This is a genomic window from Streptomyces odontomachi (assembly GCF_024435355.1).
Classification (GTDB): Bacteria; Actinomycetota; Actinomycetes; order Streptomycetales; family Streptomycetaceae; genus Streptomyces; species Streptomyces odontomachi.
Window position 1 is genome coordinate 123363 of record NZ_JAMJWG010000004.1, and the last position, 24420, is coordinate 147782.

Consider the following 24420-nt stretch of genomic DNA (forward strand, 5'->3'; position numbering starts at 1 on the left):
GACGCCGATCGCGATCAGTTGCACAGGGCGATCCTGCTGTCACCCGTTTCCGCACGACAGGGGGCTGACCTGCACCGCAGGCCAGCCCCTGATCATGTGGCGGGCGGAGTCAGCCGCCGCAGGCGGTGCGTATCTTGTAGAAGGTGCTCAGGTACTTCGCGTGGTACCCGGCGTCGGTGATCCGCACCATGGCCTCGTCGGACGACCGCAGGGACGAGCCGTCGAGGTTCGGGCTGCCGGTGTAGACACGGGGCGTGATGCTGCCGTTGTAGTCGCCGTCGATGAGGATCTCCTTGTTGTGCGGGCGCACGTCGATCCCGGGGCCGTTGGCGATCATGCACTTGCGGTGCTGGATGTTCGCGTTGGTGAGCACCGACTCCACGGTGGAGTCACTGGACGCGTACAGGATGTCGATCCAGCAGCCGGCGGCACGCAGGGTCGCGAGCTGGTTGGCGACCTGGATGCGCGACTTCAGGAAGTTGAGCACGACGATCCGGATGTCGGTCTGATGCCGGTTGCCGTCCGTGCCGGTGTAGGCGCAGCTGATCTCTTTGAGCGCGTTGACGATGGTGTCGCTGGCCGGATTGTTGTACGAGCTGTCGCCGCGCGGGAAGAAGAAGGCGCGGTACGTGGAACCGGTCGGGGTGGAGAAGTACGCGTTGTTGTTACCGCCCGACTTGTAGCGCGTGGTGCGCATCATCTCGTGGTACTTGGCGTACCCGTCGTAGACCGTGCCGTCGACGAACGTGACCGCGTCGTTGAAGGACTCGACCTTGTACCAGTCGCTCAGGTTCGAGGAGGTCTGGAAGACGACCTTGGTGTAGCTGGTGCCGTCGTCGAACGGGCCGAGCTTGGAGAACAGGAAGAACTTGTTGTGGTTGTAGGCCGGGTTCGGCGGCCCGACGGCCAGACAGCCGCGCGCGACGTCGTCGACGCCGTCGTTGTCCTCGAACTGGTCGTCGCAGACCACGATGTAGGAGGCCTTGGAGTCGTCGGTGCCGAGCCCCGCCTGGAGCGCGTCGAAGGCCGGGTTGTCGAACTCGGCACCGTTGCCGTCGACATAGGTGGAGTCGTCGACGATCAACTTGACGTGGACGCCGCGCGAGTTGGCGGCGAGCAGGGCGTCCGCGACCTCCGAGTCCGCGAACTCGAACATCGAGGCGGTGATCGTCTCTCCGGCCGGCGTGGCGTCGATCAGCTGCACCAGCTGCGTGAAGATGGCCTTCTGCTGGTCGGCGGTGCCGAACGGGTCGTTGAAGACCGGGCCGTTGATCACGGGCTTGGTCGCGGCCGTGACGGCGGCGGACGCCGGTGCGCCAGCGGTCAGCAGCGACCCGGCGAACAGCGCGAACAGCGTCGTGACCACGGACAGCGCCCGTAAGAGGCCTATGGGCGATCGTCTGGTGCGGGTGAATGGTGCCTGTGCGTGCATCGCAATACCCCCAGAATCGAGAGAAATCTCCGTGCCGTCATGGAATGTGACGGACGCACACGTCCGACCGCCCCCCAACGACAGCTTCGGGCAAGGATGGTGACAGTTAATTAGTAATTTCAACAGGGCCCTCTTTCGCCACTGTGACACCCCTGCGACACGGCAGCCTCAACCTGCCGCCCAGGACCGCACCTCACGCACCCCGCCCACACGGGCCTCGCCCCTGGGGCTTGCGCAACCCCCAAGCCGGTGGAACAGTCGTGTCAGTCCACTGGAACACTCGTGTCAGTAACCGGGGCGCGACCCCGGACCCGAGGAGCGCACATGGCCGAACACCCTCCCCCCGCCGGCTCCGGCGGATTCGACACCCCCTGCGACTGGGTGTTCGTCGACGACCGGATCGTCCCGACCGAGCAGGCGCAGGTGAGCGTGCACGCGCACGCGCTGTCGTACGGCACCGGCACCTTCGAGGGCATCCGCGCCTGGTGGAACGACGACCACCACCAGCTGCACCTCCTCGAGGCGCACGCGCACTACGCGCGACTGGCACGCTCCGCCCGCATCCTCGGCCTACGGCTGCCGCTGCCGCCCGAGCGCCTGGTGCAGGCGACGGCAGAGCTGCTGCGCCGCAACGACGTACGCGGCGACGCCTACATACGGCCGCTGCTCGCCCAGACCGGCGCCGCGCTCCCGGTGCGGATGCACGACATCGACACCCGCCTGTCCATCGCCGTCACCCCCATGCCGGGCGACTACATCAACCCGAACGGCGTGCGGTGCATGGTCAGCAGCTGGCGCCGCACACCCGACGTCAGCACCCCGAACCGAGCCAAGGTCACCGGCGGTTACACCGGTCCTGCGCTGGCCAAGACCGAGGCCGTGCAGCACGGCTTCGACGAGGCGATCATGCTCACCGTCGACGGCCATGTCGCGGAGGCCACCACCTCGAACCTCGTACTGCGCTGCGGCGACCGGTGGATCACCCCGCCCGGCACCGACGACATCCTCGAAGGCATCACCCGCGCACAGGTGATGTGCCTGCTTCAGGAACGCGTCGGCGCGCCGGTCACCGAGCGCCGGGTGCACCGCTCGGAGCTGTACACCAGCGACGAGATCCTGCTCTGCGGCACCGCGACCGTCGTGGTCCCGGTGGTCGAGGTCGACGGCCGCACCGTCGGCGACGGCAAGCCCGGCGCGACCACGCTGGCACTGAACCACGAGATCCGGGCCATCGCCCGCCGCGACGACCCACGCCACCCCGAGTGGACCACCCCCGTCTACGACCACCGGCAACCCTTGGAGAACCCGTGAGCGACGTCTTCGGTGAACTGGCCACCATGCCCGTCAAGCAGATCTGGGACGGCGTGCGCGCCCGCATCGTGCAGAGCGAGCTGATCACGATGGCGATCGTGGAGCTGGGCCCCGGCGCCGCGGTACTCGGCCACCAGCACGCCAACGAGCAACTGGGCTTCGTCATCTCGGGCTCCCTCGTCTTCACCGTCGACGGCGAGCGGCGCGAGCGTGGCCCAGGGGAGACCTGGCGGATCCCCGCCCACGTGCCGCACGAGGCGACCGCGGGGCCGCAGGGCGCCGTCGTGGCCGAGGTGTACTCGCCGGTACGCGCGGACTGGGCAGCGCTCCCCGACTCCCCCGCCCGCCGCCCCGCCTGGCCCGTCGAGGGATGACACGGTCGTCGCCCCGGGCGGGTGGCGGCTCCGGTCCGACCGCGCGGAGGCTGACCGGGAGATGACCGAGACACCGGGCGACGACGCCCGCAGCGTCCGCGAGTTCGTCCGCACCTGCCACGCGGTCGTCCGGGACATCGCCAGGCGGTCCGGCCGGCCGGACTACTCGCCGACCCAGCAGCGGGTGCTGCTGGAGGTCGGCGCCCGGCCGGGCATCACCGTGCTCGAGGTGCGGGCCGCCCTCGGCATGGACGCCGGGCAGCTCAGCCGCGCGCTGCGCCGGCTCCAGACCGGCGGGGCGATACGCGTGCGCCCCTGTCCCCTGGACCGCAGACGGCGCATCGTCGAGATCACCGACGCGGGCCGGCGCGCGTACGAGCAGATGGCCGACGGGTACCAGCGGGCGGCCGACGAGTTGCTGGGCCGGCTGCCGGCGGCGGAACGCGCCTGTCTCGTCACGGCCATGGACACGGCGCACCGGCACCTGACGGCAGCGCTGCGGCACACGCCACCGGGTCAGCCGGCCGGCGGCAGCATGCTGCGGTACAGCCGGTAGGCGGACGTCACCCGCTCGGTCGTCCCGGTGGCCAGCAGATCGAGCACCAGCCCGCGCAGCACCGCCAGATGCAGCGTGCGCGACGGGGCGGCGGACGGTGCCATCTCGTCCAGCAACCCCAGCCACTCGTCCACGCTCCCCTGCGCGAAACCCTCCCAGGGGCCCGGGTCCGGGTGCAGCGAGAGGCTGTAGGCCTCGAAGAACAGGCGGAGGACGTCCCGCTGCTCCGGGGCGCTGAGCCACGCCCACAGCGCGTCGGCACCGGGCAGCGGATCGTCCTGCGTGCCCGCCCGGGCCAGCACGCCGCGCACCATCTCACGCTGCTCGGCACGGGCACGCGCCAGGATCTCCCGGACCAGCCCGTCCTTGCTGCCGAACAGATACAGCAGCACCCCCGTGCTGGAACCGGTGTGCGCGGCCAGCGGACGCAGCGAGATGCCCGTCATCCCGTTGGCCAGCACGTACTGGTACGCCGCCGCAAGCAGTTCCTGGCGACGCGCCGACGGGACCACCGATGGCTCGGTCACGATGTCACGGACTCCGATCCTCCCTGCACGCGCGCCACGCACAACCGCGTGTCGGTCAACGGTCACCGGATCTGGCCGGCGCCACCCCACCGGGGCAACCGGAACCCGCACCGGCAACTAACACACACGTTCCAGCCCGGCCACCCTACCGCCCCGCCCCCTGCCGGGCGGCCTCGCTCAGGCCAGCGCAATGAGCACGATGGCGACGCCCGCGCACAACAGCCCCGTCGTCTGGCGCGGGGTGGTGCGCTCGTTCAGGAAGATCACCGCGAGGAGCACGGGAATGGCGACGTAGAGCGAGGTGAGCACCGTGGCGACGGACATCAGCTGCTGCCGGGTCGCGTACAGGTAGAGCAGGATCGCGACGGTGCCGACCGCGCCAGCGGCGACCGCGGGAAGGGTGAGCCGCGGCGGCAGGGTCCACGGGGCCCGTTGCCGCACCAGAAGGCAGCCCACGACGACGACCGAGGCCACCCTGCTGAGCACCACCGGCCAGAGCCCGGCGTCCGCCGGTATCCGCGCCATCGCCAGGAACTGCACGGCGAAGCCGGCGCCGGCGACCAGGGCGTCGGCGACCGCGGGAAGACCGCGCGACCCCGGCTCGGGCCGGCCGCCCGTGCCGGGACCGCGGGAGACCAGCCACAGGGCGGGAAGGGTGGCCGCGACACCGGTGAGGGACAGCGGGGTCGGCCGCTCACCCAGAGCGGTGAGGCCCACCAGGACCGGCAACGCGTCCGCGGTGACGTCGGTGACGGGCACGACCACGCTCATCGCGCCCTTGTGCACCGCGCGATAGAGGAAGGCGACCCCCACGCCGGTGCCCAGGCCCGACAGCGCACCCCACCCGAGGGACGTGACACCCGGCACGCCGTGCCCGGCCGCCAGGGCGACCGGAACGCTCAGCAGCGTGCCGCCGAGCTGGGCGTAGAGGGCCACGGTGACGCCGTGGGCGCGGCGCGCGAGCAGACCGTTGACGAAGTGGGTGGTGCCGAAGCAGCACGCGGACACCAGGGCGAGGACGTCACCCATGGCCCACCCCGGCACCCCCGCCCGGATCGCCCTGCGCCGCGGCGCGCGCCGCCGCCCCCACCGGACACACCTGGTCGTCCGCCACGCAGGCCGCCCTGTCGCACAGCCGGCACAGCACGTCGCCCGACCCGACCCGCCCGTACAGCGCCGCGAGCAGCGGTTCCAGCGCCTGCCGGAGAGCGTCCCGCCGGTCCGGCGCGAGGGCGTCGAGGACCTCCCCGACGGTCGCGCTGCGGGCCCGCTGCGCCGCGTCCGCAGCGGTGACGCCCTCCGGCGTCAGGTGGACGGCGACCACGCGGCCGCGCATCGGTGCGCGCCGTACGTAGCCCTGCGCGGTCAGCTGGTCCAGCATCCGCGTGCAGGCCGACTGGCTCAGCCCGATCCGCCGGGCCAACTCGGTGCCCCCGATGCCGTCGGCGGTGCGCAGCGTCACGAGGGCGGCGGCGCCGCTGCCACTCGCCCCGGCCGCCTCCGCGGCGGCCTGCGTGAGCCGGTCGGCGAGGCCGAGGGCGGTGGCCCCCAACAGATTGGCCAGACGTGACTCCTGCAACTCATGCATGCATCATGCATAGCTCCTACCCAGCACCCGACGCAACCCGCGAACGCCGGTGCGGCACCTTTCGGGGTGCCCCCGTTCGCCCCCGGGTCGGGGGGTCCCCGGTGCCCCCTTCGGGGTGCACCCGTTCGCCCTCCCCCTTTCGGGGTGCCTTCGTTCGCCTTCCACCGGGCCGGTGGCCACGGGTGCAGCATGGGGCTGCGGCATGGGGTTGCGGCATGGGGTGCCCCTGAGCCCCGGTGGCGACCATGCGGTCTCGTGGTGGCCGGTCGCGCAGTTCCCCGCGCCCCTTCAACGGTCACCGTGGGCCACCCGACCGCACCGCCTCACCACTCACGATGCGCCCACTGTTTCGTCGTGAGTCGGCGCCGCGGGGGGATGTACGTGCTCGATCCGGCGCCCTCCGAACGCCGCCCCAGACACCGGCACCGAGCGCCGGCTGCTGCGCGCGCACATCCCCCCACGTCCCCTCACGAACATTCGCGACCCCACCCCGGTGAAGCCCAAACACCCACCCAAACCCTGACATCCCACAACAACCCATCACGGCCAGGGACACCGAGGGGCGACCCCCAACAGACAGGAGAAGCCGCGGCGGGACGCCCACCCGACCACGGACGTCGCACAGCAGCCAGTCACGACCAGGAACACCAAGAGACCAGGGACACCCAGGGACCAGGAACACCCAGGGACCAGGAACACCGAGGGACTGGGACACCGAGGGATAGTCGCCAACGGCGAGGAGGGGGTGTGGGGGTATGTGCGCGCGCAGGATCCGGTGCATGCAACGGCACACGAACGACAACGTTCACGCGCCGGACCGAGCACGTACATACCCCCGCGCCCCCGACCCCCAACGAAAGACCACGCGCCCCAGCACCGAACAACCAACACAAGACGACCCACGGCCACCACAAAAAAAGGGGCGCGGGGAACTGCGCACCCAGCCACCACGAAACCGAAAGCCCGCCACCAACCCCCAGGGACACCCCAAACCACACCACCCCACCAGCCGAATGAAGAGGCAAAGGGGGACACCCCCGAACCACGCCCAACGGTCCGATGAACGGGGCAAAGGGGGACACCCCCGAGCCACACCACCCCACCCCCGGCCCAACGAAGGGGCAAAGGGGGACACCCCCGAACCGCACCAGGCCGCCCACCGAACCCGGTGGAGGGCGGACGGGGGCCCCGGAAACCCCGTCAGGAAGACGCCCGTTCCACCAGTTCCGTCGGCAACACGACCTGCCGACTCCCGCCGCCGGCCGGCCCCACCGGCCGGCGATCCGCAATCTCCGTGAGAAGCACATCGATCATCGCGCGCCCCATCTCCTCAATGGGCTGCCGCACGCTCGTCAGGGGCGGATCCATATGCCGGGCGATCACCGAGTCGTCGAACCCGATCAGGGCGACGTCCTCCGGTATCCGCCGGTTCATCGCCCGCAGCGTCTGCCGCGCTCCCGCCGCCATCACGTCGGACGCCGCGAACACGGCGTCGATGTCGGGATCGTGCTCCAGGAGCTGGGCCATGGCGCGGCGGCCGCCCTCCTCGGTGAAGTCGCCGGAGACGATGAGGTCCTCGTCGACCTCGCGGCCCGCGTCTTCGAGGGCGGCCCGGTAGCCGTCGACGCGGCGCTGGGCACCGTAGACGTCGAGGCGGCCGGCGATGTGGGCGACGGTGCCGCGGCCCCGGGCGAGCAGGTGCTCGATGGCCGTGCGGGCGCCGGCGAAGTTGTCGGAGTCGACGGACGGCAGCACCTCGTCGGCGTTCCTGCGGCCGCTGATCACGGTGGGGATCTCCAGCTGGGCCAGCAGGTCGGGCAGCGGATCATTCGCGTGCACGGACACCAGCAGGACTCCGTCGACACGGTGCGCGGCGAGGTACTCGGCCAGCCGCCGCCGCTCCCGCGCGCTGCCGGCGAAGATCAGCAGCAGCTGCATCTCGGTGTCGGTGAGCGCCGCGCCGACACCGCGCAGCATGTCGGAGAAGTACGGCTCGGTGAAGAACCGGGTCTCCGGCTCGGGCACCACCAGCGCGATCGCATCGGTGCGGTTCGCGGCCAGTGCCCGGGCCGCCGTGTTCGGTACGTAGCCCAGTTCGGCGACCGCCGCCTCGACCGCCGCCCGGGTGGCCTCGCTCACCCGGGGTGAGCCGTTGATCACCCGTGAGACCGTGCCGCGGCCGACGCCGGCACGCGCGGCGACCTCCTCAAGGGTCGGCCGTCCGCCGCTCCGGCCCCGCATTCCGTGGCCCGCCATGTGCCCGCCTCCTGTCAACCCTGATCCGGCCAGGAATCTAACAGCCCGAGATTCCGCGCCCGGATCCGCCGACCACCCGGTCAGCGCCTTGCCGAGCCTCCCTTCCCCTATCTAACAGGCCGATAACTCACGACGTATCTACCCGCTGGTCTCTTGACACCCTCGCGCTTACCGGGAAGTCTTCAACTCATCACAGGTGGGAGCGCTCCCACACTACCTGGCACATACACATCCCGCACGTTCCCCGCCCGCGCCGCGCCAAAGCTCTTGTTTCCCAACAGTGCACCAGGCCGGGGGGTCGGCACGTCAGGGGCAACAGGAGGACGCATGCGCAGGAGCATCCGCGGGTCTCGGCGGCTGATGGCCTTTGCGGCCGCGGCCGCACTCACGACGGGGCTATTGGCTGGTTGCGCCCAGGACTCGGACGACGGATCATCAGACGCTTCCGGCGGCGGTGACTCGAACGGCAAGATTACGCTCACTGTAGGGACGTTCGGCGTCTTCGGCTACAAGCAGGCCGGACTCTACGAGAAGTACATGGCGGATCATCCGAACATCAGCATCAAGGAGAACGTCACCGAGCGGAACGACGTCTACTACCCGAAGATGCTGACCCGCCTCCAGGCGGGCAGTGGCGCCGACGACATCCAGGCCATCGAGGTCAGCAACATCGCCGAGGTCGTGGCGACCCAGGCCGACAAGTTCGAGGACCTGGGCAAGGCCAAGGGCGTCGACAAGTCGGCATGGCTCAGCTGGAAGTGGAACCAGGGGACCACCAAGGACGGCAAGACCGTCGCGATCGGCACCGACATCGGCCCGATGGCGATGTGTTACCGCAAGGACCTCTTCGAGAAGGCCGGCCTGCCGACCGACCGCGACGAGCTGGCCAAGGCGTGGTCGGGCGACTGGAACAAGTACGTCGACCTCGGCAAGCAGTACATGAAGAAGGCCCCGGCCGGCACCAAGTTCGTGGACAGCGCCGCGGGCGTCTACAACGCGGTGATGGGCGGCGCCAAGGACCGCTACTACACCACCGACGGCCAGCCGGACTACGAGAAGAGCTCGGGCCGCAAGCTCGCCTGGGACACCTCGATGAAGGTCGCGACGAGCAACATGTCGGCCAAGCTGAAGCAGTTCGACAAGCCGTGGGACCAGGCCTTCGCCAACGGCAAGTTCGCCACCGTCTCCTGCCCGCCGTGGATGCTCGGCTACATCCAGGAGAAGTCCGGCGACAGCGGCAAGGGCAAGTGGGACGTCGCACCGGCCCCCGCCGCCGGCAACTGGGGCGGCTCGTTCATCGGCGTGCCGTCGCAGAGCAAGCACAAGGACGAGGCGATCAAGCTCGCCACCTGGCTGGCCGCCCCCGAGCAGCAGGCCGCGGTCTTCGCCAAGCAGGCCAGCTTCCCGTCCAGGACGGACGCGTACGGCTCCCTGAAGGTGCAGCCGGCCACCAACACGTACTTCAACCAGGCACCGATCGCGAAGATCTTCAGTGATGCGGCGAAGACCATCCCGGTCGCGTTCTACGGCGTCAAGGACCAGCAGATCGGCACGGCCATCACCGATGTCGGTGTGCTCCAGGTCGAGCAGCAGGGCAAGAGCCCCGCGCAGGGCTGGACGTCCGCCGAGAACGAAATCAAGGACGTTCTGGGCGAGTGACGTCGATGTCCGAGACCACTGAGTACGCCGAGACCGCGTCCCCCGTTTCGCAGGGGGGCGCGGCCCCGGCCGCAGCCACGTCGGGCCACTCCCGTGGCACCCCGCCGCCGCCCGAATCGTGGCGCAGCCGGCTCTACCGCTGGGACCTGAAGGCCAGCCCGTACGCCTTCATCGCCCCCTTCTTCCTGTTCTTCTTCGCCTTCGGCCTCTTCCCGCTGATCTACACGGGCTGGTCCTCGCTGCACAACGTGCAGCTGGCGAGCCTGGACCAGCAGACCTGGGTCGGGCTCGACAACTACAAGAGCCTGCTCGACAGCACGTTCTTCTGGACCGCGCTGAAGAACACGTTCTTCATCGGCGTGATCTCCACCGTGCCGCAGCTGGCGATGGCGATCGGCATCGCGCACCTGCTCAACTACAAGCTGCGCGGCTCCACCTTCTGGCGGGTGGCCATGCTGGCCCCGTACGCCACCTCGGTGGCCGCCGCCACGCTCGTCTTCACGCTGCTGTACTCGTGGGACGGCGGCATGATCAACTGGCTGCTGCACTTCATCGGCGTCGACCCGGTCAACTGGCGCGAGTCGATGTGGGGCTCGAAGTTCGCGGTGTCGTCCATCGTGATCTGGCGCTGGACCGGCTACAACGCGCTGATCTACCTGGCCGCGATGCAGGCCGTGCCGGCCGACCTGTACGAGTCGGCGGCGATCGACGGGGCCTCGCGCTGGGAGCAGTTCCGGCACGTGACCATTCCGATGCTGCGTCCGACGATCCTCTTCACGGTCGTCGTCTCCACCATCGGTGCGACCCAGCTGTTCGGCGAGCCGCTGCTGTTCGGTGGGAACTCCGGTTCCAAGGGCGGCGCCAGCCACCAGTTCCAGACGCTCGGCCTGTACATGTACGACCAGGGCTGGATCGTCGGCAACCTGGGCAGGGCCTCCGCCATCGCCTGGGCGATGTTCCTGATCCTGCTGATCGTCGCCGCGATCAACATGCTGTTCGCCCGACGCCTGAGGAAGAACTGATGCGCAGCACGCCGGGGCACGCCCCCCGGACCCCAGGCAACGACGGCGGCCCGCGTCCGACCTGCGGCCCGGGCCACACCTGCGGCCGGCCTGCCGGCGCCGGGCCGCGAGGAGGTCACAAGTGAAGTCCACCGCCATGGCGCCGCGGGCCGGCCGCCAGCTGCACGCCGGGCCCGTCACCTACACGGTGCTCACCGTCTTCACGGTGGTGTCCCTGCTGCCGCTGTTCTGGACGGTGATCGCCTCGTCCCGCACGGACCACCGGCTCGCCGAGACACCGCCCCCGCTGTGGTTCGGGGGCAACCTCTTCAAGAACCTCCAGACGGCATGGGAGCAGGGCGGCCTGGGCAAGGCCATGCTGAACTCCGTGATCGTCGCGGGCAGCATCACGATCGGTACGGTGCTCTTCTCGACGATCGCCGGCTTCGCCTTCGCCAAGCTGAAGTTCAGGTTCAGCAGCACCCTGTTGCTGATCACCATCGGCACCATGATGGTGCCGCCGCAGCTCGGCGTCGTCCCGCTGTACCTGTGGATGGCCGATCTGCATTGGTCGAATCAGCTCCAAGCGGTGATCCTGCCGACGTTCGTCAGTGCGTTCGGCGTATTTTTCATGCGGCAGTATCTGGTCCAGGCGCTGCCCACCGAGCTGATCGAGGCCGCACGGATGGACGGCGCGAGCAGTCTCAGGATCATCTGGCACGTGGTCTTTCCGGCGGCGCGGCCCGCGATGGCCGTCCTGGGCCTGCTGACGTTCGTGATGGCCTGGAACGACTTCCTGTGGCCCATCATCGCGCTGAACCAGGCGAATCCCACCGTCCAGGTGGCCCTGAACCAGCTCGGTACGGGGTATATCCCAGACCAGGCGGTCATCATGGCCGGCGCCCTGCTCGGAACATTGCCTCTGCTGGTCGCGTTCATCCTGTTCGGGAAGCAGATCGTCGGCGGCATCATGCAGGGGGCCGTCAAGGGCTGACCTGCCTGCCTATCCCACGGACAGCGCCGTCCTGCGGGCCGGGGCCCACACGGCCCGCGCGGACGGCGACCTCTGCGGTCAACTCAGGACCGCGGGGCGCCGTGTCCGCGGGTGAGCCCCATGGGCTCCGGGCCGATCGCCCGGCGCCCTGCCGAGCTTTCCGTCCCGTACCTTCCGTCCCTACCCCCCGACACTTCATGGGAGCGCTTCCATGCTTGATTCTCTGACCTTCCCGCCCGACTTCCTCTGGGGCGCGGCCACCTCCGCGTACCAGATCGAGGGAGCCGTGCGGGAGGACGGCCGCACTCCCTCGATCTGGGACACCTTCAGCCATACCCCCGGCAAGGTGGCCTTTGACGAGAACGGCGACGTCGCGGTGGACCACTACCACCGGTACCGCGACGACGTGGCGATGATGGCCGGCCTGAACCTGGCCGCCTATCGCTTCTCCGTCTCCTGGTCCCGAGTACAGCCCACCGGCCGGGGCCCCGCGGTGCAGCGCGGCCTCGACTTCTACCGCAGGCTCGTCGACGCACTCCTCGAGCACGGCATCCAGCCCTCCCTGACGCTCTACCACTGGGACCTGCCCCAGGAGCTGGAGGACGCGGGCGGCTGGCCCGAGCGCGAGACGGCGTATCGTTTCGCTGAATACGCCGGAATCATGGCCGACGCGCTGGGTGACCGCGTCGAGCGCTGGATGACGGTCAACGAGCCCTGGTGCGCCGCCTTCCTCGGCTACTCCTCCGGAGTGCACGCCCCCGGCCGTACCGACCCGGCCGCATCGCTGCGCGCCGCGCACCACCTCAACCTGGCGCACGGTCTGGCCACCAGCGCCCTGCGTGCCGCGCTGCCGGCCCGCGCCAGCATCATGATGAGCCTGAACTCGCAGGTGATCAGGCCCCTCTCGGACGACCCCGCGGACCTCGACGCCGCGCGCCGGGTGGACAACATCGCCAACGGCATCTTCCACGGCCCGATGCTCCAGGGCGCCTACCCGGAGAGCCTGTTCACCGACACCGCCGGCCTCACCGACTGGAGCTTCGTCCAGGACGGCGACCTCAAGGCCTGCCACCAGCCGCTGAACGCGATGGGCCTGAACTACTACACGCCCGTCCTGGTCTCCGCCAAGAAGGACGACTTCAACGGCCCGGTCGCCACCAACCACGGCGTCAGCGAGCACTCCCCCTGGCCGGCCGCCGACCAGGTGGTCTTCCACCAGCCGCCCGGCGAGTGCACGGAGATGGGCTGGGCCATCGACCCGACCGGCCTGTACGACCTGATCAATCGCTACAGCAAGATGCGTCCCGACCTCGAGCTGTACATCACCGAGAACGGCGCCTGCTACGACGACAAGCCGGAGACCGACGGCCAGGTCAACGACCCGGAGCGGATCGCGTTCCTGCACGGGCACCTCCAGGCGGTGCACCGCGCCATCAACGACGGCGCCAACGTGCGCGGCTACTACCTGTGGTCCCTGATGGACAACTTCGAGTGGGCGCACGGTTACAGCAAGCGCTTCGGTGCGGTCTACGTCGACTACGCGACCCTGACCCGTACACCCAAGGCGAGCGCGCACTGGTACGCCGAGCTGGCCCGCACCGGCGTGCTGCCGGCCGAGCCGAGCCGGAACGGCGCCTCCACCGCGAGCTGACGGCCGCGGACCGCGTGGGGCGCGCCCCGGCCGTTTGGGGACCGGCCGGGGCGCGCGCGTGGTGTGACCGGTCATCGGTAGGCACCGAAGGCGTTCGTGAAGGCCAGCGGCTCCTGGTCGATCGACGAGCAGTCGGGCTGTGCGGCACCGGAGGAACCGCCCTTGCAGGGCTGGTCCCGGGTCGCCGACCACATGGCGAGCCAGCCCGCGCCGTGTCGCTGGGCGAACGACACCAGCTCGGTCGCGTCATCGACGGTGAAGACCTCGCCGCCGACGTCGTTGACGCCGATCATCGGCGTGATGGCGACGGCGTGCCACGCCGCCGCTTCCGACAGCCCGAGCGCTTTCCCGAGCTGGGCCTGGGTGGCGGTCGCGGCCCGTTCGGCGTACTGCGCCATGTCACCGTCGTACGTGGGCCCGTAGTCCATGGCCATGATGTTGACGGTGGAGACGGCGACGCCGTTCTTCCGGGCGTCGGCGAGCAGGTCGACGCCGGGCCGTGTCAGGCCCTCGGGCAACACCGGCAGCGTGAAGGACACGTCGAGGTCCGGGTGGTCCTTCTGGAGCCGTGCGATGGCCTGGGCGCGGCGGGTGTTCACCGCGGGGTCGAGCCGGGGCTGCCGCCCATGCGCCTTCGCGGTCAGGGACGCGCCCTCGATGTCGAAGTCGACCTTGGTGAGCCGGTAGGCGTCGATCACCTTGCCGTAGGCGGCGGCCAACTCGCCGGCGTCGGGGCAGGCGCTCGCCAGCTCGGTGCCGGTGGCGCCGCCGAACGAGACCCGGACGTCCCCGCCCTCGGCACGCAGGTCGTCGATCTGCGAGGCGACGTCATTGCTGTTCAGATCCCCGGTGCCACCCCACAGCGGCGTGCAGCCGCCGCCTGCGGTGACGAAGGCGAGCGTGAAGTCCCGCACACCGGTCTGGCTCGCGGTGGCCACCAGGTCGTAGGCCGGGGCGAGCGAGGTGTCCACGTACGGCGCGAAGGCGCCGCCGGTCGCCTTGGCGGTGTCCGCGACGGGTGCGGCCGTGGGGGTGGCGAGCGCCGTCGCCGAGAACAGGAAACCGCCGCACGCCACCATGCCCGCGGTGGCGAGGCCGCGCATCGCCTTGATCGCGCCGCTGACCGTACGCCGGTGAGTGCTCGTCATCGGATGCCTGCCTTAGCTGTACGACGACGGCGCCCTGCCCGGAGGGGACCCGGCAGCGCACGGTGGGGAAGACCGTGTGGGGGGCGCCGCGGGAGCCAGGAGGCGTCGTTTCTGTCGTGATATGCGTGTGGTTCGGGATGTTCGCGGGTGGGTGTCGGGTGCTGGGCGTTCGCGGTGGGGGACGGACGCCCGGGGCCGGGGGGTGCGCCCCGGCCCCGGGCGTCCCATGAGGCCGCCCGTGGGGGGTCGCGTAGGCACGCTAGCGGCCCAGGGACCGACAAAAGGGATGAGCCAGGCGGGTATCGGCGTTCTTAGGGTGCGCTTAAGGAACGCATCGGGGTTGATTAATGCCTCGGGGTGCCGGTGACCGTCAGGCCTTCGCCGCGCGGGCCCGGCGGCGGGCCGCCCGGTGGGCCCGGCCGCGCCGCAGCCGGTCCGTGACGCCGCCGTCCACACCTCGGACGCCGGTCTGCAACCGGATGCGGATCTCCGCGCCGCCCAGCGCGGACCGCCCGATCCCCACATCGCCCCCGGTCGACTCGGCGAGCCGCCGCACGATGTCCAGGCCGAGACCGGTCGACCCGGCCCCACCGGAGCTGGCCCCGCGGGCGAGCGCGGTGCGCGGGTCCGGGATGCCGGGACCCGCGTCGGATACCAGCACGATCACCGCGGCCTCGCCGTTGTGCACGTCGACCGCGAACGCGGTGCCCTCCGGGGTGTGCCGGAAGACGTTGCCGAGCAGTGCGTCGAGCGCGGCCGCGAGGTCGGCGCGGGCCACCGGAATGCGTACCGGGCGCTCCACGCCCGCCATGCGCACGGTGCGCCCCTCGTCCTCCGCGAGCGCCGACCAGAAGCCCATGCGCTCCCGGATCACCTCGGCGGCGTCGCAGCCGGCGCCGGGACCCGGCGCGGACGTCTGCGGCTTCGCCTCGCGTGCGGTCCTGATGATCGTGTCGATCTCGCGCTCCAACTGCTCGACCGCGGCGCGGGTCTGCTCAGCGGCCGGCCCGTCGCCGAGCGAGGCGGCGTTGAGCCTGAGCACCGTGAGCGGGGTGCGCAAGCGGTGCGACAGGTCGGCGGCCCTCTCCCGCTCGCTGGCGAGCAGTTGGACGACCTGGTCGGCCATCGAGTTGAACGCGACGGCGGCGAGCCGCAGTTCCGTCGGGCCGGCCTCCGGCACCCGGGCCCCCAGCCGTCCCTCGCCCAGCTCGTGCGCGGCGCCCGCCAGGCGCCTGGCCGGCTTGACCATGCGTACCCCGAGCCGGTCGGCGACGGCCACCGAGCCGACGATCAGGGCGATACCGACGCCGCCGAGCACCACCCAGGCCCGCCTGACTCCCCTGGTCATCTCCTCCTCCGGCACGAAGACCTCGATGACGGCGATCTTGGCGGAGCTGAGCGCGATGGGCTGGAGCAGCACCGCGCCACCGGCGACCGTCGCGATCGAGGACTCGCCCCGTTCCCGGGTGGTGCGCAGGTCGTCCGGGTCCGCACGGTGCGGTCCCAGGTCGGCGGCGCGCTGGTCCCCGATCGCCGGGATGTGCAGGCCGATGCGTTCCTCCGGGCCGTCCTCGGCGGCGGCGAGGGCGCGGTCCAGCTGGCCCTGGTCGGTGGTGATGGCCAGGGACGGGACGATGGCGGCGGCCCGGCGCTCCGCGTTCGACAGGGCCCGGTCGCGAGCCATCTCCTTGACGACGAGGCCGAGGGGCACCGCGAAGGCGATCACCACCAGGGCGGTGACGGCCAGGCAGACCTTGACCAGGGCCCACCTCATGGGGACGGCTCCGGGGGCGACGGTGGATGCTGCCGCCGGCTCGGGTCCTCGGACGAGGGCGGGGGCTCGGGCGGCGGCTCCAGCTTCACGCCCACCCCGCGCAGCGTGTGCAGATAGCGGGGGCGGGCCGCGGTCTCGCCCAGTTTCCTGCGCAACCACGACAGATGAACGTCGATGGTCTGGTCGTCGCCGTACGACTGCTGCCACACCTGGGCGTGCAGTTCCCTGCGCGGGACGACGACACCGGGGCGGCCGGCGAGGAAGGCCAGCAGGTCGAACTCGCGGCGGGTCAGGTCGAGTCGGCCACCGTCGAGTTCGGCCTCGCGGCGCAGCGGGTCGATACACAGGCCGCCGACCCGGATGACCCGGTCCGGCGGGGCCGTCTGGGCCGTCCCCGCCCTGGCGCGCCGTAGTACGGCCGTGATCCGCGCGGAGAGGTGCTCCACGGAGAACGGCTTGGTGAGGTAGTCGTCGGCGCCGGCGTTCAGCAGCCGTATGATCTCGGACTCGTCGTCTCGGGCGGTGGCGATGATCACCGGAACGTCGGTGATGCCGCGGAGCATCTTCAGCGCCTCCGAGCCGTCCAGGTCGGGCAGGCCCAGGTCGAGGATGACCACGTCGAACTGGTGGTGGGCGACCTCGCGCAGGGCTTCCAGCGCGGTGCCGACGCTGCGGACGGTGTGGGAGGCGCCGGTGCCGGTGGCTCCGGGCAGGTCCGTGAGCTGCCGGATGAGGGCCGAGCGGACGAACTGGTCGTCCTCGACGACTAGCACTTGGGCCATGGCGGCACGGTACGCCATGTGGGTGTGAGGCGTACGGGGTTGGCGGGGGCGCCGGTTCTCGCGAGACGGCGAAGATGGGGGGTGATCGGGACGGGTCGATTTGCCGATGGGTGCGGCAGGATGGGCGGATGGTCGTCGGATTCCTCAAAGGGCTTGCACACCTGGTGGCCTGGGCGGTTGCGGCTGGGGCGGCGGTCACGCTGGCATGGTGGGGGGTGCACACGGTGATGGAGGGAACCGTGTACGACCCGCCGAGCGCCGTGCCCGTCGCCGGCAGCAGCGGGACGTCCCAGCCGGTGACGTCGGCCACCCGCCGGCCGAAGCCCACCCCGACGGCGACCGGGACGCCCACGCCGACGCCGCCCGCGCGGTCCCCCCGGCCGACCAAGTCCGAGCCGCGCCGGACCCCGCCGCCCAGTGCATCGTCGAACGCACCGGACGACGAGCCGGCGGACGGCGTCATCCGCCCCTACGACACCAAGGGCGGACGGGTCGTGCTGGACATCGGCAAGACCAAGGCGTCGCTGGTGTCGGCGTCGCCGAGGTCCGGGTGGTCGATGCGGGTGTGGAAGACGTCCACGTGGATCCGGGTGGAGTTCACGTCGGACACCGCCGAGGTGTCGTTGATCTGCGACTGGTACCACCAGCAGCCGCAGGTGCAGATCGTGGACGGGTGACGGCTGGGGCCGGCTCAGGGACGCCGGGCGGGCAGCGGACCGATGGAGGGCTGGGGGCGCTCCCCCACTGCCCTGGACGGGCGTGGGAGGTACCCCCATCCACGCCCCTTGAGGCGGTGGGGGAGGGTGAGCAGCGCGGCACGCAGGTCCGTGGCCAGCCGTCCCAGCCCTCCCAGATCGGTGATGCCCTCGGTGTCGGCGATGGCCCCGGCGACGACCCCCAGCCGGTGGGCGAGGCGCTGGCGGGCCGTCGCCGTACCCCAGCGCCAGTCGTCGTGCGGGATCCTGGCCAACTGGTCGGTGGTGCCGCGGTGGGCCCGCTGGACCAGCGCGTCGCCCCGCAGCAGCCAGCCGGCGCAGGCGTCGGTGAGGTCGCCCTGCACCTCGGTGCCCGTCGCGGCGCGCCAGGCCGTGCGGTAGGCGGTCTCCGCCGCCGTCAGCAGCGGTGCGGCGGGGGCCGTGGCACACCAGCAGGTGGGGAAGCCGATACGCAGGTAGGCGAGTTCCACGATGCCGTGGCCGAGCGCGGCCTGTTCGAAGTCGATGAACCTGACGCCGTCGGCGGTGTGCATGTCGTTGCCGGGACATGGATCGCCGTGCAGCAGCGCATGGCCCGGCGTGCCGGTCAGCCGGTCCACCAGCGCGTCCAACTCGACGCGCACCCCGGCCGGCACCGGGACGCCGAGGGCCTGGGCGAGCCCCAGGAAGGAGTCGACGTCGGCCCCGGTCGGCCCGGCCCAGTCAGGGAGATCGCCGTCGAGGACGCCGTGGGGCACGGTCACCGAAGTGGTAGCGGCATGGAGCCGGGCGAGTGCCGTGGCGTAGCCGACGATCCAGTCCTCGGCGGGCGGCCGGTGCTCCAGATGTTCCAGTACCAGCACGCGGGCGTCCGGATCGGTCCCGAGCAGGGCAGGCACGACGGGCGGCCGGACACGCGACGCCAGCCGCAGCGCGGCCACCTCGCGTGCGTAGCGCTCGTCTGCTCCCGGGCCCTCGACGAGTTGCTTGATCACCACGGGGCTGCCGGACAGCTCCGCCCGCCACACCCGCGAACGCGGACTGCTGCCCAGCGTGCGGGCCCGGACCGGCCGGCCCAGCTCGCCGCGCAACCGCTCCCCGAACGGTGGTCGGCGGAACGGAAGCTTCGACGGGAGCAGTCGCCCGGGAAGCGGGCTGCGGAAACGACGTCGTGACGGCACCCGATCATCGTGCAGGGCCGCCCGGTGCGGGTCCACCGACTTACGGGGTTGTGCGGCCTGCCCGCGCCCGGTGCTCGAAGGCCGGGGTGGTGTCGTCAGGTGAAGGCGGACGGGGGCGGGGCCGGGGAGGCCGTGGCTCCGCTGTCGTGGACGGGGCGTGCACCGCCCGTGAAGTCGGTGAGGGACTTGCCGTGTTCCACGCGGCCGGGATGCGGGTCGGCGGCGGCACGACGGGTGAGGTCGGCGACGGGCAGCGGGCGGGCCGAGGCGAGCAGTACGGCGTTCCCGAAGCGTTTGCCGCGCAGTACGGCCGGGTCGGCGACGAGGGCCAGCTCGGGGAAGACGCCGGCCGCCGTCGCGATCTGACCGCGCAGGTGGGTCAGCGGCGGGCCGTCGGCCAGGTTGGCGGCGTAGTGGCCGGCGGGGGTGAGGACCCTGCGGACCTCGGTGAGGAACTCCGTGGTGGTGAGGTGGGCCGGGGTGCGGGCCGCGCTGAAGACATCGGTGATCACCAGGTCGGCCCAGCCGTCCGGGAGCTTGGCGAGCGCGGCGCGCGCGTCGGCACAGCGCACCCGGATCCGGGCGCCCGGATCCAGCGGCAGCGCCCGGCGCACCAGCGCCACGAGGGCCGCGTCGCGTTCGACGACCTGCTGCGTGGCACGGGGGCGGGTGGCGGCGGTGTAGCGGGCCAGCGTGAAGGCTCCGCCGCCGAGGTGCAGGACGTGCAGCGGTCGGCCGGCCGGGGCGGCGAGGTCGATGACGTGGCCGAGCCGGCGCTGGTAGGCGAAGTCGAGGTACGCCGGGTCGTCCAGGTCGACGTGGGACTGCGGTGCGCCGTCGAGGAGCAGGCTCCAGGCGTGCGGGCGGTCCGGGTCGGGAACCAGTTCGGCCCGGCCGCCCTCGACGTCCTCGGCAACCAAGGCCGCGGAGCGGCGCGCCCGGCGACCGCCCTTCTGCCTCGCCGTCCGGTCGTTCGCCCTCGCCATGGGTTCATTATCCGCCGCCACCGTGGCCGGGCCGCCGGCCGGGGTGCCCCGGTCGCACGTGACCGTGGACGTGGCTGGGCCGGTCGTCCGGGGCGCCCGGTGCCGTTCACGTGACCGCACGTCGTGGCTACGCCGGTCGTCCGGGGCGCCCGGTGCCGTTCACGTGACCGTGCGTCGTGGCCTGTGCCCACCCGTTCCGCCCTGCGGAACGACTGCCCACAGAGGGTTTGGGGTGTCCCCTTGTCCCGGGGGTGCCGAAGGGCCGCCTTTGGTGGGGTGGGTGGGTCGGTGTCGTGGGGGTATGTACGTGCTCGGCCGGCGCGATTGCCCTGGACCGTGAGTTCACCGGCACCCAGCGGCGGTCCTGCGCGCGCACATACCCCCACGACACCTCCCGTCTCAGACGCGGCTCTCCCCCGGTGGTTCGTTTTTCCTTCCTCCACCTCTTCGGGGTGTCGCCCCCCCCTACGGGCATGGGGCAAGGCTCACCGGGGTGCGGGTCGCGTACGAGACGGGAGGGGGCGTGGGGGATGTGCGCGCGCAGGACCGCCGCCGAGTGCCGGTGAACTAACGGTCCACGATCATCGCGCCGGCCGAGCACGTACATCCCCCACGCCCCCGACCCACAACGAAACAGAAGGCGACACCAGCCACAGGCGCACCCGCACTCGCCAACGCGCACCAGCACACCGGCACACGCCGCGCACATCAAAGCCCGTCCGGCGATTGAGGACGAGGCCGTCAAGGCCGACAAGGGGGGCCTGGGGGCAAAGCCCCCAGCGGGGCAACCACGGGACCCCGCGTGGGCCGGACGCGTCAGTGACAGTTGTCCGCAACCTCAATCAGCCGCGCCGCCGCACCCAGCGCAACCCGCAACACCGTCGGGTCGGTCACCCGCCCCCCGTCACCGGGCGGCAACAACCACCCGGTGCCCGCAACGGGAGGCGGCGCAAACGGCCCCGTACCACGCCCAAGGGTCCGAATGCAGGCGCTTCCGGGCACATCCCACGCATCCGCGGTGCCAGGCGGCACGAGAAAGCCAAGGGTGTCGCAGGAACCGTCGTGCAGAACGGGCCCCACGGCGGCGGCCCCACAGCGCCGGAGGATGTCCACCGCCTCCAGGCCCTGGCGGGTCGGCACGGTGACCAGGTCACAGGACCGGCCGTGGGCGTCGCCGGCGGCCGACCGGTGCCCCCGGGCGGTACCGTACGACGCGGCGGGCCCCGGCCTCGCCCCTGGTGCGCCACCTGCCCGCTCGACGCCGTGCACGCCGTCCGGACCCACGAAGTTGAACACGATTCCTCCTCGTTCGAGCTCACTCCCGTCGCCCGGGTCCGGGAACGCACTGCTTCCCTCCCGGTGCCCGCCGCCCGGCTCAACGCGCTCGGAGGCCTTTGGCTACGGCATATTCCCGCCGCACGGGAGGGTGAGACATAAAGGAACGAAGGTGGGATAGTCGGCTCATATGGCGAGTTGACCCTGCCGAGCCGGTCACGCAACGTCACTGATGACGTGGCCGCCGTCGGACGGGAGCGCGTCCACGCCATCGGCCTTGACGGTTCCGTCGCACATAGCCGCACCCCAAGCCACGTCCCGGTTTCCGGCGCAGGCCGGCTCGGCGCGACCGGGTAAGCGCCGACCGTCGCACTCGTTCTCGACATCGCGCGCGGCGCAACGTTGTGTAATCGAGGGGCGCGTACGGCGGCGTGGGCGCCCCTGCCGCACACCGAGATCCGGCCGAACGATCAGCCAGGCTCCGTTTCCCGGCCGCATGCGACCCGGCCCTGACTGACATCTCGTCCCTATGGGTAGCCGCGCACCGAAAAGACGTAGCCGCGCACCGAAACGGCAGGGGGCACCACGGCGACGACAGCGGGCGAGGAGGCACCTGGCGGTGGCCCCTCAGAGGGACGGCGATCCCTTAGAGGAGCGGTGACCCCTCAGAGGACTCGCCCGAGGACTCCCCTGACCACGACTCCGTTGGTCAGATCATTGCGAGAGTCCTTCCCTGGCAACCCGGCCGAAGGCGACTGCGTCTATGACGATCAGGGGGCGGCCCATGGCGGTCGATCACATACGCCATACAGTGGGCCGGTGGCCGCCAAGGCCACGAGCCGGCGCATTTGGGCATGCTACGGGCCACGAGACGGAGAGTAGGGAGACCGAACGGATGCCGCAGACCGACGCACCGGTCACCGGGGCGACAGGGGGCAGCCGGCTCCGCTGGTGGACCGAACTGCTACTGATCGCGGTGGTGTACGCGTTGTACACCGCAGGTCGGATGATCGCCCGGACCAACGCGGACCAGGGCGCCATCGACCACGGCCTGGCCATCCTGGACGTCGAAAGGGTCCTTCACCTCGACGTGGAGGAGCCGCTGAACCGTATCTTCACCGCCCACCTGTGGATAGGTCTGCCGGCCGACTTCTGGTACGCGACGCTGCACTACGGGGTCACGCCCGCGATAGCCGTCTGGCTCTTCCGCACCCGCCCACAGGTGTACCGCGACGCGCGCGCCTGGCTGCTGGCCGCCACCTTCATCGGGTTGATCGGCTTCATGTTGCTGCCGACCTGCCCGCCGCGGCTGCTCCCGGCCGACCATGGATTCGTCGACGTCATGAAGGAGTTCAGCTCCTACGGCTGGTGGGGCGGTGAAGCGAGCGCGCCCCGCGGTCTGGGCGGCATGACCAACCAGTACGCGGCGATGCCGTCGCTGCACGTCGGCTGGGCGCTGTGGTGCGGCCTGATGCTGTGGCGGCACGGCCGGGCGCCCTGGACGCGGGTGGCCGCGATCGGCTATCCGCTGATCACCACCATCGTGGTGATGGGCACCGCCAACCACTATCTCCTGGACGGGATCGCCGGCGTCGCCGTCACAGGCCTCGGTCTGCTGCTGACCCGGCCCTCCCTCTGGCTGGCCGACGTCATCAAGGACAGGCTGACCGCACGCCTGGTGCCGGTGCAGGGCACCGTGCAGGGCACCGCCGCCGCGCGGAGCACCTCCACAGGCACCGGGCATGACATCGGTTCCGCAATTGTCGGTGACGGATGCCAGACTTCGGCGGGTGAGCGAATACCCCGACAGCGCAAGCAGCGCGCCGAGCCGAGCGCCCGCCCCGCCGACGCGGGGGACGGCGCTGCGGCAGCAGCTCGCTGAACTGCGCGGCCCCACCCAGCCCCAGCCCCTGGACGCCCGCCGCCTCGCGGCACTCGCCGCCAACCCGGGGTGCAGACGGCGCGCGCTGCTGGACGGCGCAGGGGTGGACAAGGCAGCCCTGGCGCAGGCGCTCGGGGTGCCGTCCGGTTTCGGCCAGTCGCAGTTCGCGTTCATCCGAGGGCATGCCTTCGAAGCACGCGCCAAGGGCGACGGCGGGGCGGAGCTGCTGCGTCTGGTGCACCGCCACCTCGACCCGCGCGCCGAGCCACCCGCGCCCGGTCGGGTCCACGTCCCCGATCTGAAGGCCCCCACCCAGGAGGGGCGCACGGCGCGCACGGCCTTGGTGCTGCGGGAGGCGACCGGCGGTGGGGACACCTCCGCGGCAAGCCATATCTCCGGGGCAACGGATGCCTCCGGAGCACAGGACCGCTCCGGAGCACCGGAGAGAGCTCACCCGGCGCGTTACGGGGCTCATGAGGCGGACGACGACGGTACCGGCGCGGCGGGCGACGGCGCCGCGGTGCCCGGCCCCGGTGGATGGACCCTGCTCGACCACCCGATGCTCGCGCTCGACGTGGCGGGCACGCCCGCGTTCCTCGAACCCGACGCGGTGGTGGTCCATCCGGACGGCCACTGGAGCGTCGTCGAGATCAAGTCCTTCCCGGTGGTGGACGGTGCCGCCGAGCCTTCCAAGGTCGGCGCTGCGGCCCGGCAGGCGGCGGTGTACGTGCTGGCCCTGGAGCAGCTGGCCCAGCGCATCGACCCGGCGCCCCGGGTCGGGCACGTCGTCCTGCTGGTGTGCCCGCGCAACTTCTCCAACCAGCCCACGGCGGCCCCCGTCGACGTGCGCAAGCAGCTTTCGGTGACGCGGCGCCAGCTGGCCCGGCTCACCCGGATCGAGGACATCGCCCGCGAGCTGCCCGAGGGCACCGTCTTCGACCTGGACCAGTCCCCGGAGGAGCTGCGTTGCGCGGTCGACGCGGTGCCCGCGGCGTACGCGCCGGAGTGCCTGTCCGCCTGCGAGCTGGCGTTTGACTGCCGCGCGCGGGCCCGCGCCACGGGTGCGGTGACCGCACTGGGTCGGGCGATCCGCGGTGAGCTGGGCGGGCTGACGACGGTAGACGCGGTGCTGGCCGCCGCCCACGGCCTGGCCGGCGACGACCGGGACCCCACGGTCAACGCCCTGCGCCGTGCGGCCGCCCTGCGCGCCGAGGCCCTGGAGGGTGGAGTGGCCGTGGAAGGTGGTGTGCTGTGCTGACCGCCCTCGCGGTCGTGCCGGCCGCCCCGGGGCTTGCGCCCGGTCGCCCCGAACCCGCTCCCGTGCGCCGGGCGTCCGGCGGGCGGTCTC

General features: G+C 71.4%; 21 protein-coding genes. 10 read left to right on the plus strand and 11 right to left on the minus strand.

The window, feature by feature from the left end; all coding sequences use genetic code 11:
* Positions 1-109: 109 nt before the first annotated feature.
* Positions 110-1366: a phospholipase D-like domain-containing protein gene (locus NQO67_RS11435; protein ID WP_255949747.1), complete on the minus strand. Its 1257-nt coding sequence runs from the start codon at positions 1364-1366 to the stop codon at positions 110-112.
* Positions 1367-1756: 390 nt separating this feature from the next.
* Between NQO67_RS11435 and NQO67_RS11440 the strand changes: the two genes are divergently transcribed.
* The 3 genes from NQO67_RS11440 to NQO67_RS11450 all read left to right on the plus strand — a co-directional run bounded on the left by NQO67_RS11440 (position 1757) and on the right by NQO67_RS11450 (position 3673).
* A complete protein-coding gene (locus tag NQO67_RS11440; RefSeq protein WP_255949748.1) occupies positions 1757-2743 on the plus strand; it encodes a branched-chain amino acid transaminase in 987 nt (328 codons plus the stop codon).
* Entirely contained in the window at positions 2740-3117 is a 378-nt protein-coding gene (locus tag NQO67_RS11445; protein ID WP_255949749.1) for a cupin domain-containing protein, read from the plus strand. The genes NQO67_RS11440 and NQO67_RS11445 overlap by 4 nt, the downstream gene beginning before the upstream one ends.
* Before the next feature lie 61 nt (positions 3118-3178).
* Complete coding sequence (locus tag NQO67_RS11450) at positions 3179-3673, plus strand: MarR family winged helix-turn-helix transcriptional regulator (protein ID WP_255949750.1); 495 nt, start codon at positions 3179-3181, stop codon at positions 3671-3673.
* Here the strand turns inward: NQO67_RS11450 and NQO67_RS11455 are convergent.
* The 4 genes from NQO67_RS11455 to NQO67_RS11470 all read right to left on the minus strand — a co-directional run bounded on the left by NQO67_RS11455 (position 3634) and on the right by NQO67_RS11470 (position 8044).
* On the minus strand, positions 3634-4200 hold the full coding sequence (locus NQO67_RS11455; RefSeq protein WP_255949751.1) for a TetR/AcrR family transcriptional regulator: 567 nt from the start codon (positions 4198-4200) through the stop codon (positions 3634-3636). The two genes, NQO67_RS11450 and NQO67_RS11455, sit on opposite strands and share 40 nt — an antisense overlap.
* A 177-nt stretch (positions 4201-4377) precedes the next feature.
* Positions 4378-5229, minus strand: a complete 852-nt coding sequence (locus tag NQO67_RS11460) for an EamA family transporter (protein ID WP_255949752.1) — start codon at positions 5227-5229, stop codon at positions 4378-4380.
* The gene (locus NQO67_RS11465) at positions 5222-5788 is read right to left on the minus strand and encodes a MarR family winged helix-turn-helix transcriptional regulator (protein WP_255949753.1); all 567 of its coding nucleotides are present in this window, start codon (positions 5786-5788) and stop codon (positions 5222-5224) included. Before NQO67_RS11465 ends, NQO67_RS11460 begins: the two co-directional genes overlap by 8 nt.
* Positions 5789-6988: 1200 nt before the next feature.
* Positions 6989-8044 (minus strand): LacI family DNA-binding transcriptional regulator, encoded by a 1056-nt coding sequence (locus NQO67_RS11470; RefSeq protein WP_255949754.1) that lies wholly within the window; start codon positions 8042-8044, stop codon positions 6989-6991.
* Between the two features lie 327 nt (positions 8045-8371).
* Here NQO67_RS11470 and NQO67_RS11475 point away from each other — a divergent pair, with 327 nt between their 5' ends.
* From NQO67_RS11475 to NQO67_RS11490, 4 genes are all read left to right on the plus strand, one after another.
* Complete coding sequence (locus NQO67_RS11475; RefSeq protein WP_255949755.1) at positions 8372-9703, plus strand: ABC transporter substrate-binding protein; 1332 nt, start codon at positions 8372-8374, stop codon at positions 9701-9703.
* Positions 9704-9708: 5 nt separating this feature from the next.
* Positions 9709-10725, plus strand: a complete 1017-nt coding sequence (locus tag NQO67_RS11480; RefSeq protein WP_305125701.1) for a carbohydrate ABC transporter permease — start codon at positions 9709-9711, stop codon at positions 10723-10725.
* Positions 10726-10861: 136 nt separating this feature from the next.
* Positions 10862-11698 carry a carbohydrate ABC transporter permease gene (locus tag NQO67_RS11485; protein WP_255950019.1) on the plus strand — a complete coding sequence of 279 codons (837 nt, stop codon included), beginning with the start codon at positions 10862-10864 and terminating at the stop codon, positions 11696-11698.
* Between the two features lie 211 nt (positions 11699-11909).
* Entirely contained in the window at positions 11910-13349 is a 1440-nt protein-coding gene (locus NQO67_RS11490) for a GH1 family beta-glucosidase (protein ID WP_255949757.1), read from the plus strand.
* 71 nt (positions 13350-13420) lie between these two features.
* On the opposite strand, the gene NQO67_RS11495 is transcribed toward NQO67_RS11490, so the two are convergent.
* The 3 genes from NQO67_RS11495 to NQO67_RS11505 form a co-directional block, all read right to left on the minus strand.
* Positions 13421-14497, minus strand: coding sequence for a chitinase (locus NQO67_RS11495; RefSeq protein ID WP_308295644.1), 1077 nt, complete (start codon positions 14495-14497; stop codon positions 13421-13423).
* A 370-nt stretch (positions 14498-14867) separates the two neighbouring features.
* On the minus strand, positions 14868-16271 hold the full coding sequence (locus NQO67_RS11500; protein ID WP_255949758.1) for a sensor histidine kinase: 1404 nt from the start codon (positions 16269-16271) through the stop codon (positions 14868-14870).
* Complete coding sequence (locus tag NQO67_RS11505; protein ID WP_255949759.1) at positions 16268-17053, minus strand: response regulator transcription factor; 786 nt, start codon at positions 17051-17053, stop codon at positions 16268-16270. The genes NQO67_RS11500 and NQO67_RS11505 overlap by 4 nt, the downstream gene beginning before the upstream one ends.
* Positions 17054-17181: 128 nt before the next feature.
* On the opposite strand from NQO67_RS11505, the gene NQO67_RS11510 reads away from it, so the two are divergent.
* A complete protein-coding gene (locus NQO67_RS11510) occupies positions 17182-17730 on the plus strand; it encodes a hypothetical protein (RefSeq protein ID WP_255949760.1) in 549 nt (182 codons plus the stop codon).
* A gap of 14 nt (positions 17731-17744) precedes the next feature.
* Here NQO67_RS11510 and NQO67_RS11515 read toward each other — a convergent pair whose 3' ends face one another.
* The 3 genes from NQO67_RS11515 to NQO67_RS11525 all read right to left on the minus strand — a co-directional run bounded on the left by NQO67_RS11515 (position 17745) and on the right by NQO67_RS11525 (position 21211).
* Entirely contained in the window at positions 17745-18887 is a 1143-nt protein-coding gene (locus NQO67_RS11515) for a phosphotransferase family protein (protein ID WP_374118974.1), read from the minus strand.
* Positions 18888-19024: 137 nt separating this feature from the next.
* A complete protein-coding gene (locus NQO67_RS11520; protein ID WP_255949761.1) occupies positions 19025-19915 on the minus strand; it encodes a spermidine synthase in 891 nt (296 codons plus the stop codon).
* Between the two features lie 816 nt (positions 19916-20731).
* Positions 20732-21211 carry a hypothetical protein gene (locus NQO67_RS11525; RefSeq protein WP_255949762.1) on the minus strand — a complete coding sequence of 160 codons (480 nt, stop codon included), beginning with the start codon at positions 21209-21211 and terminating at the stop codon, positions 20732-20734.
* An 874-nt stretch (positions 21212-22085) separates the two neighbouring features.
* Here NQO67_RS11525 and NQO67_RS11530 point away from each other — a divergent pair.
* A complete protein-coding gene (locus tag NQO67_RS11530; protein WP_255949763.1) occupies positions 22086-23072 on the plus strand; it encodes a phosphatase PAP2 family protein in 987 nt (328 codons plus the stop codon).
* Positions 22981-24330 (plus strand): hypothetical protein, encoded by a 1350-nt coding sequence (locus NQO67_RS11535; RefSeq protein WP_255949764.1) that lies wholly within the window; start codon positions 22981-22983, stop codon positions 24328-24330. The genes NQO67_RS11530 and NQO67_RS11535 overlap by 92 nt, the downstream gene beginning before the upstream one ends.
* Positions 24331-24420 lie beyond the last annotated feature (90 nt).

Excerpts from the sequence above, each read along its gene's own strand:
- NQO67_RS11440 (WP_255949748.1), top strand. The coding sequence starts at position 1,757 with ATGGCCGAACACCCTCCCCCCGCCGGCTCCGGCGGATTCGACACCCCC.
- NQO67_RS11450 (WP_255949750.1), top strand. The coding sequence starts at position 3,179 with ATGACCGAGACACCGGGCGACGACGCCCGCAGCGTCCGCGAGTTCGTC.
- NQO67_RS11460 (WP_255949752.1), bottom strand. The coding sequence starts at position 5,229 with ATGGGTGACGTCCTCGCCCTGGTGTCCGCGTGCTGCTTCGGCACCACC.
- NQO67_RS11465 (WP_255949753.1), bottom strand. The coding sequence starts at position 5,788 with ATGCATGAGTTGCAGGAGTCACGTCTGGCCAATCTGTTGGGGGCCACC.
- NQO67_RS11470 (WP_255949754.1), bottom strand. The coding sequence starts at position 8,044 with ATGGCGGGCCACGGAATGCGGGGCCGGAGCGGCGGACGGCCGACCCTT.
- NQO67_RS11475 (WP_255949755.1), top strand. The coding sequence starts at position 8,372 with ATGCGCAGGAGCATCCGCGGGTCTCGGCGGCTGATGGCCTTTGCGGCC.
- NQO67_RS11480 (WP_305125701.1), top strand. The coding sequence starts at position 9,709 with ATGTCCGAGACCACTGAGTACGCCGAGACCGCGTCCCCCGTTTCGCAG.
- NQO67_RS11485 (WP_255950019.1), top strand. The coding sequence starts at position 10,862 with ATGGCGCCGCGGGCCGGCCGCCAGCTGCACGCCGGGCCCGTCACCTAC.
- NQO67_RS11490 (WP_255949757.1), top strand. The coding sequence starts at position 11,910 with ATGCTTGATTCTCTGACCTTCCCGCCCGACTTCCTCTGGGGCGCGGCC.
- NQO67_RS11495 (WP_308295644.1), bottom strand. The coding sequence starts at position 14,497 with ATGACGAGCACTCACCGGCGTACGGTCAGCGGCGCGATCAAGGCGATG.
- NQO67_RS11500 (WP_255949758.1), bottom strand. The coding sequence starts at position 16,271 with ATGAGGTGGGCCCTGGTCAAGGTCTGCCTGGCCGTCACCGCCCTGGTG.
- NQO67_RS11505 (WP_255949759.1), bottom strand. The coding sequence starts at position 17,053 with ATGGCCCAAGTGCTAGTCGTCGAGGACGACCAGTTCGTCCGCTCGGCC.
- NQO67_RS11510 (WP_255949760.1), top strand. The coding sequence starts at position 17,182 with ATGGTCGTCGGATTCCTCAAAGGGCTTGCACACCTGGTGGCCTGGGCG.
- NQO67_RS11520 (WP_255949761.1), bottom strand. The coding sequence starts at position 19,915 with ATGGCGAGGGCGAACGACCGGACGGCGAGGCAGAAGGGCGGTCGCCGG.
- NQO67_RS11530 (WP_255949763.1), top strand. The coding sequence starts at position 22,086 with ATGCCGCAGACCGACGCACCGGTCACCGGGGCGACAGGGGGCAGCCGG.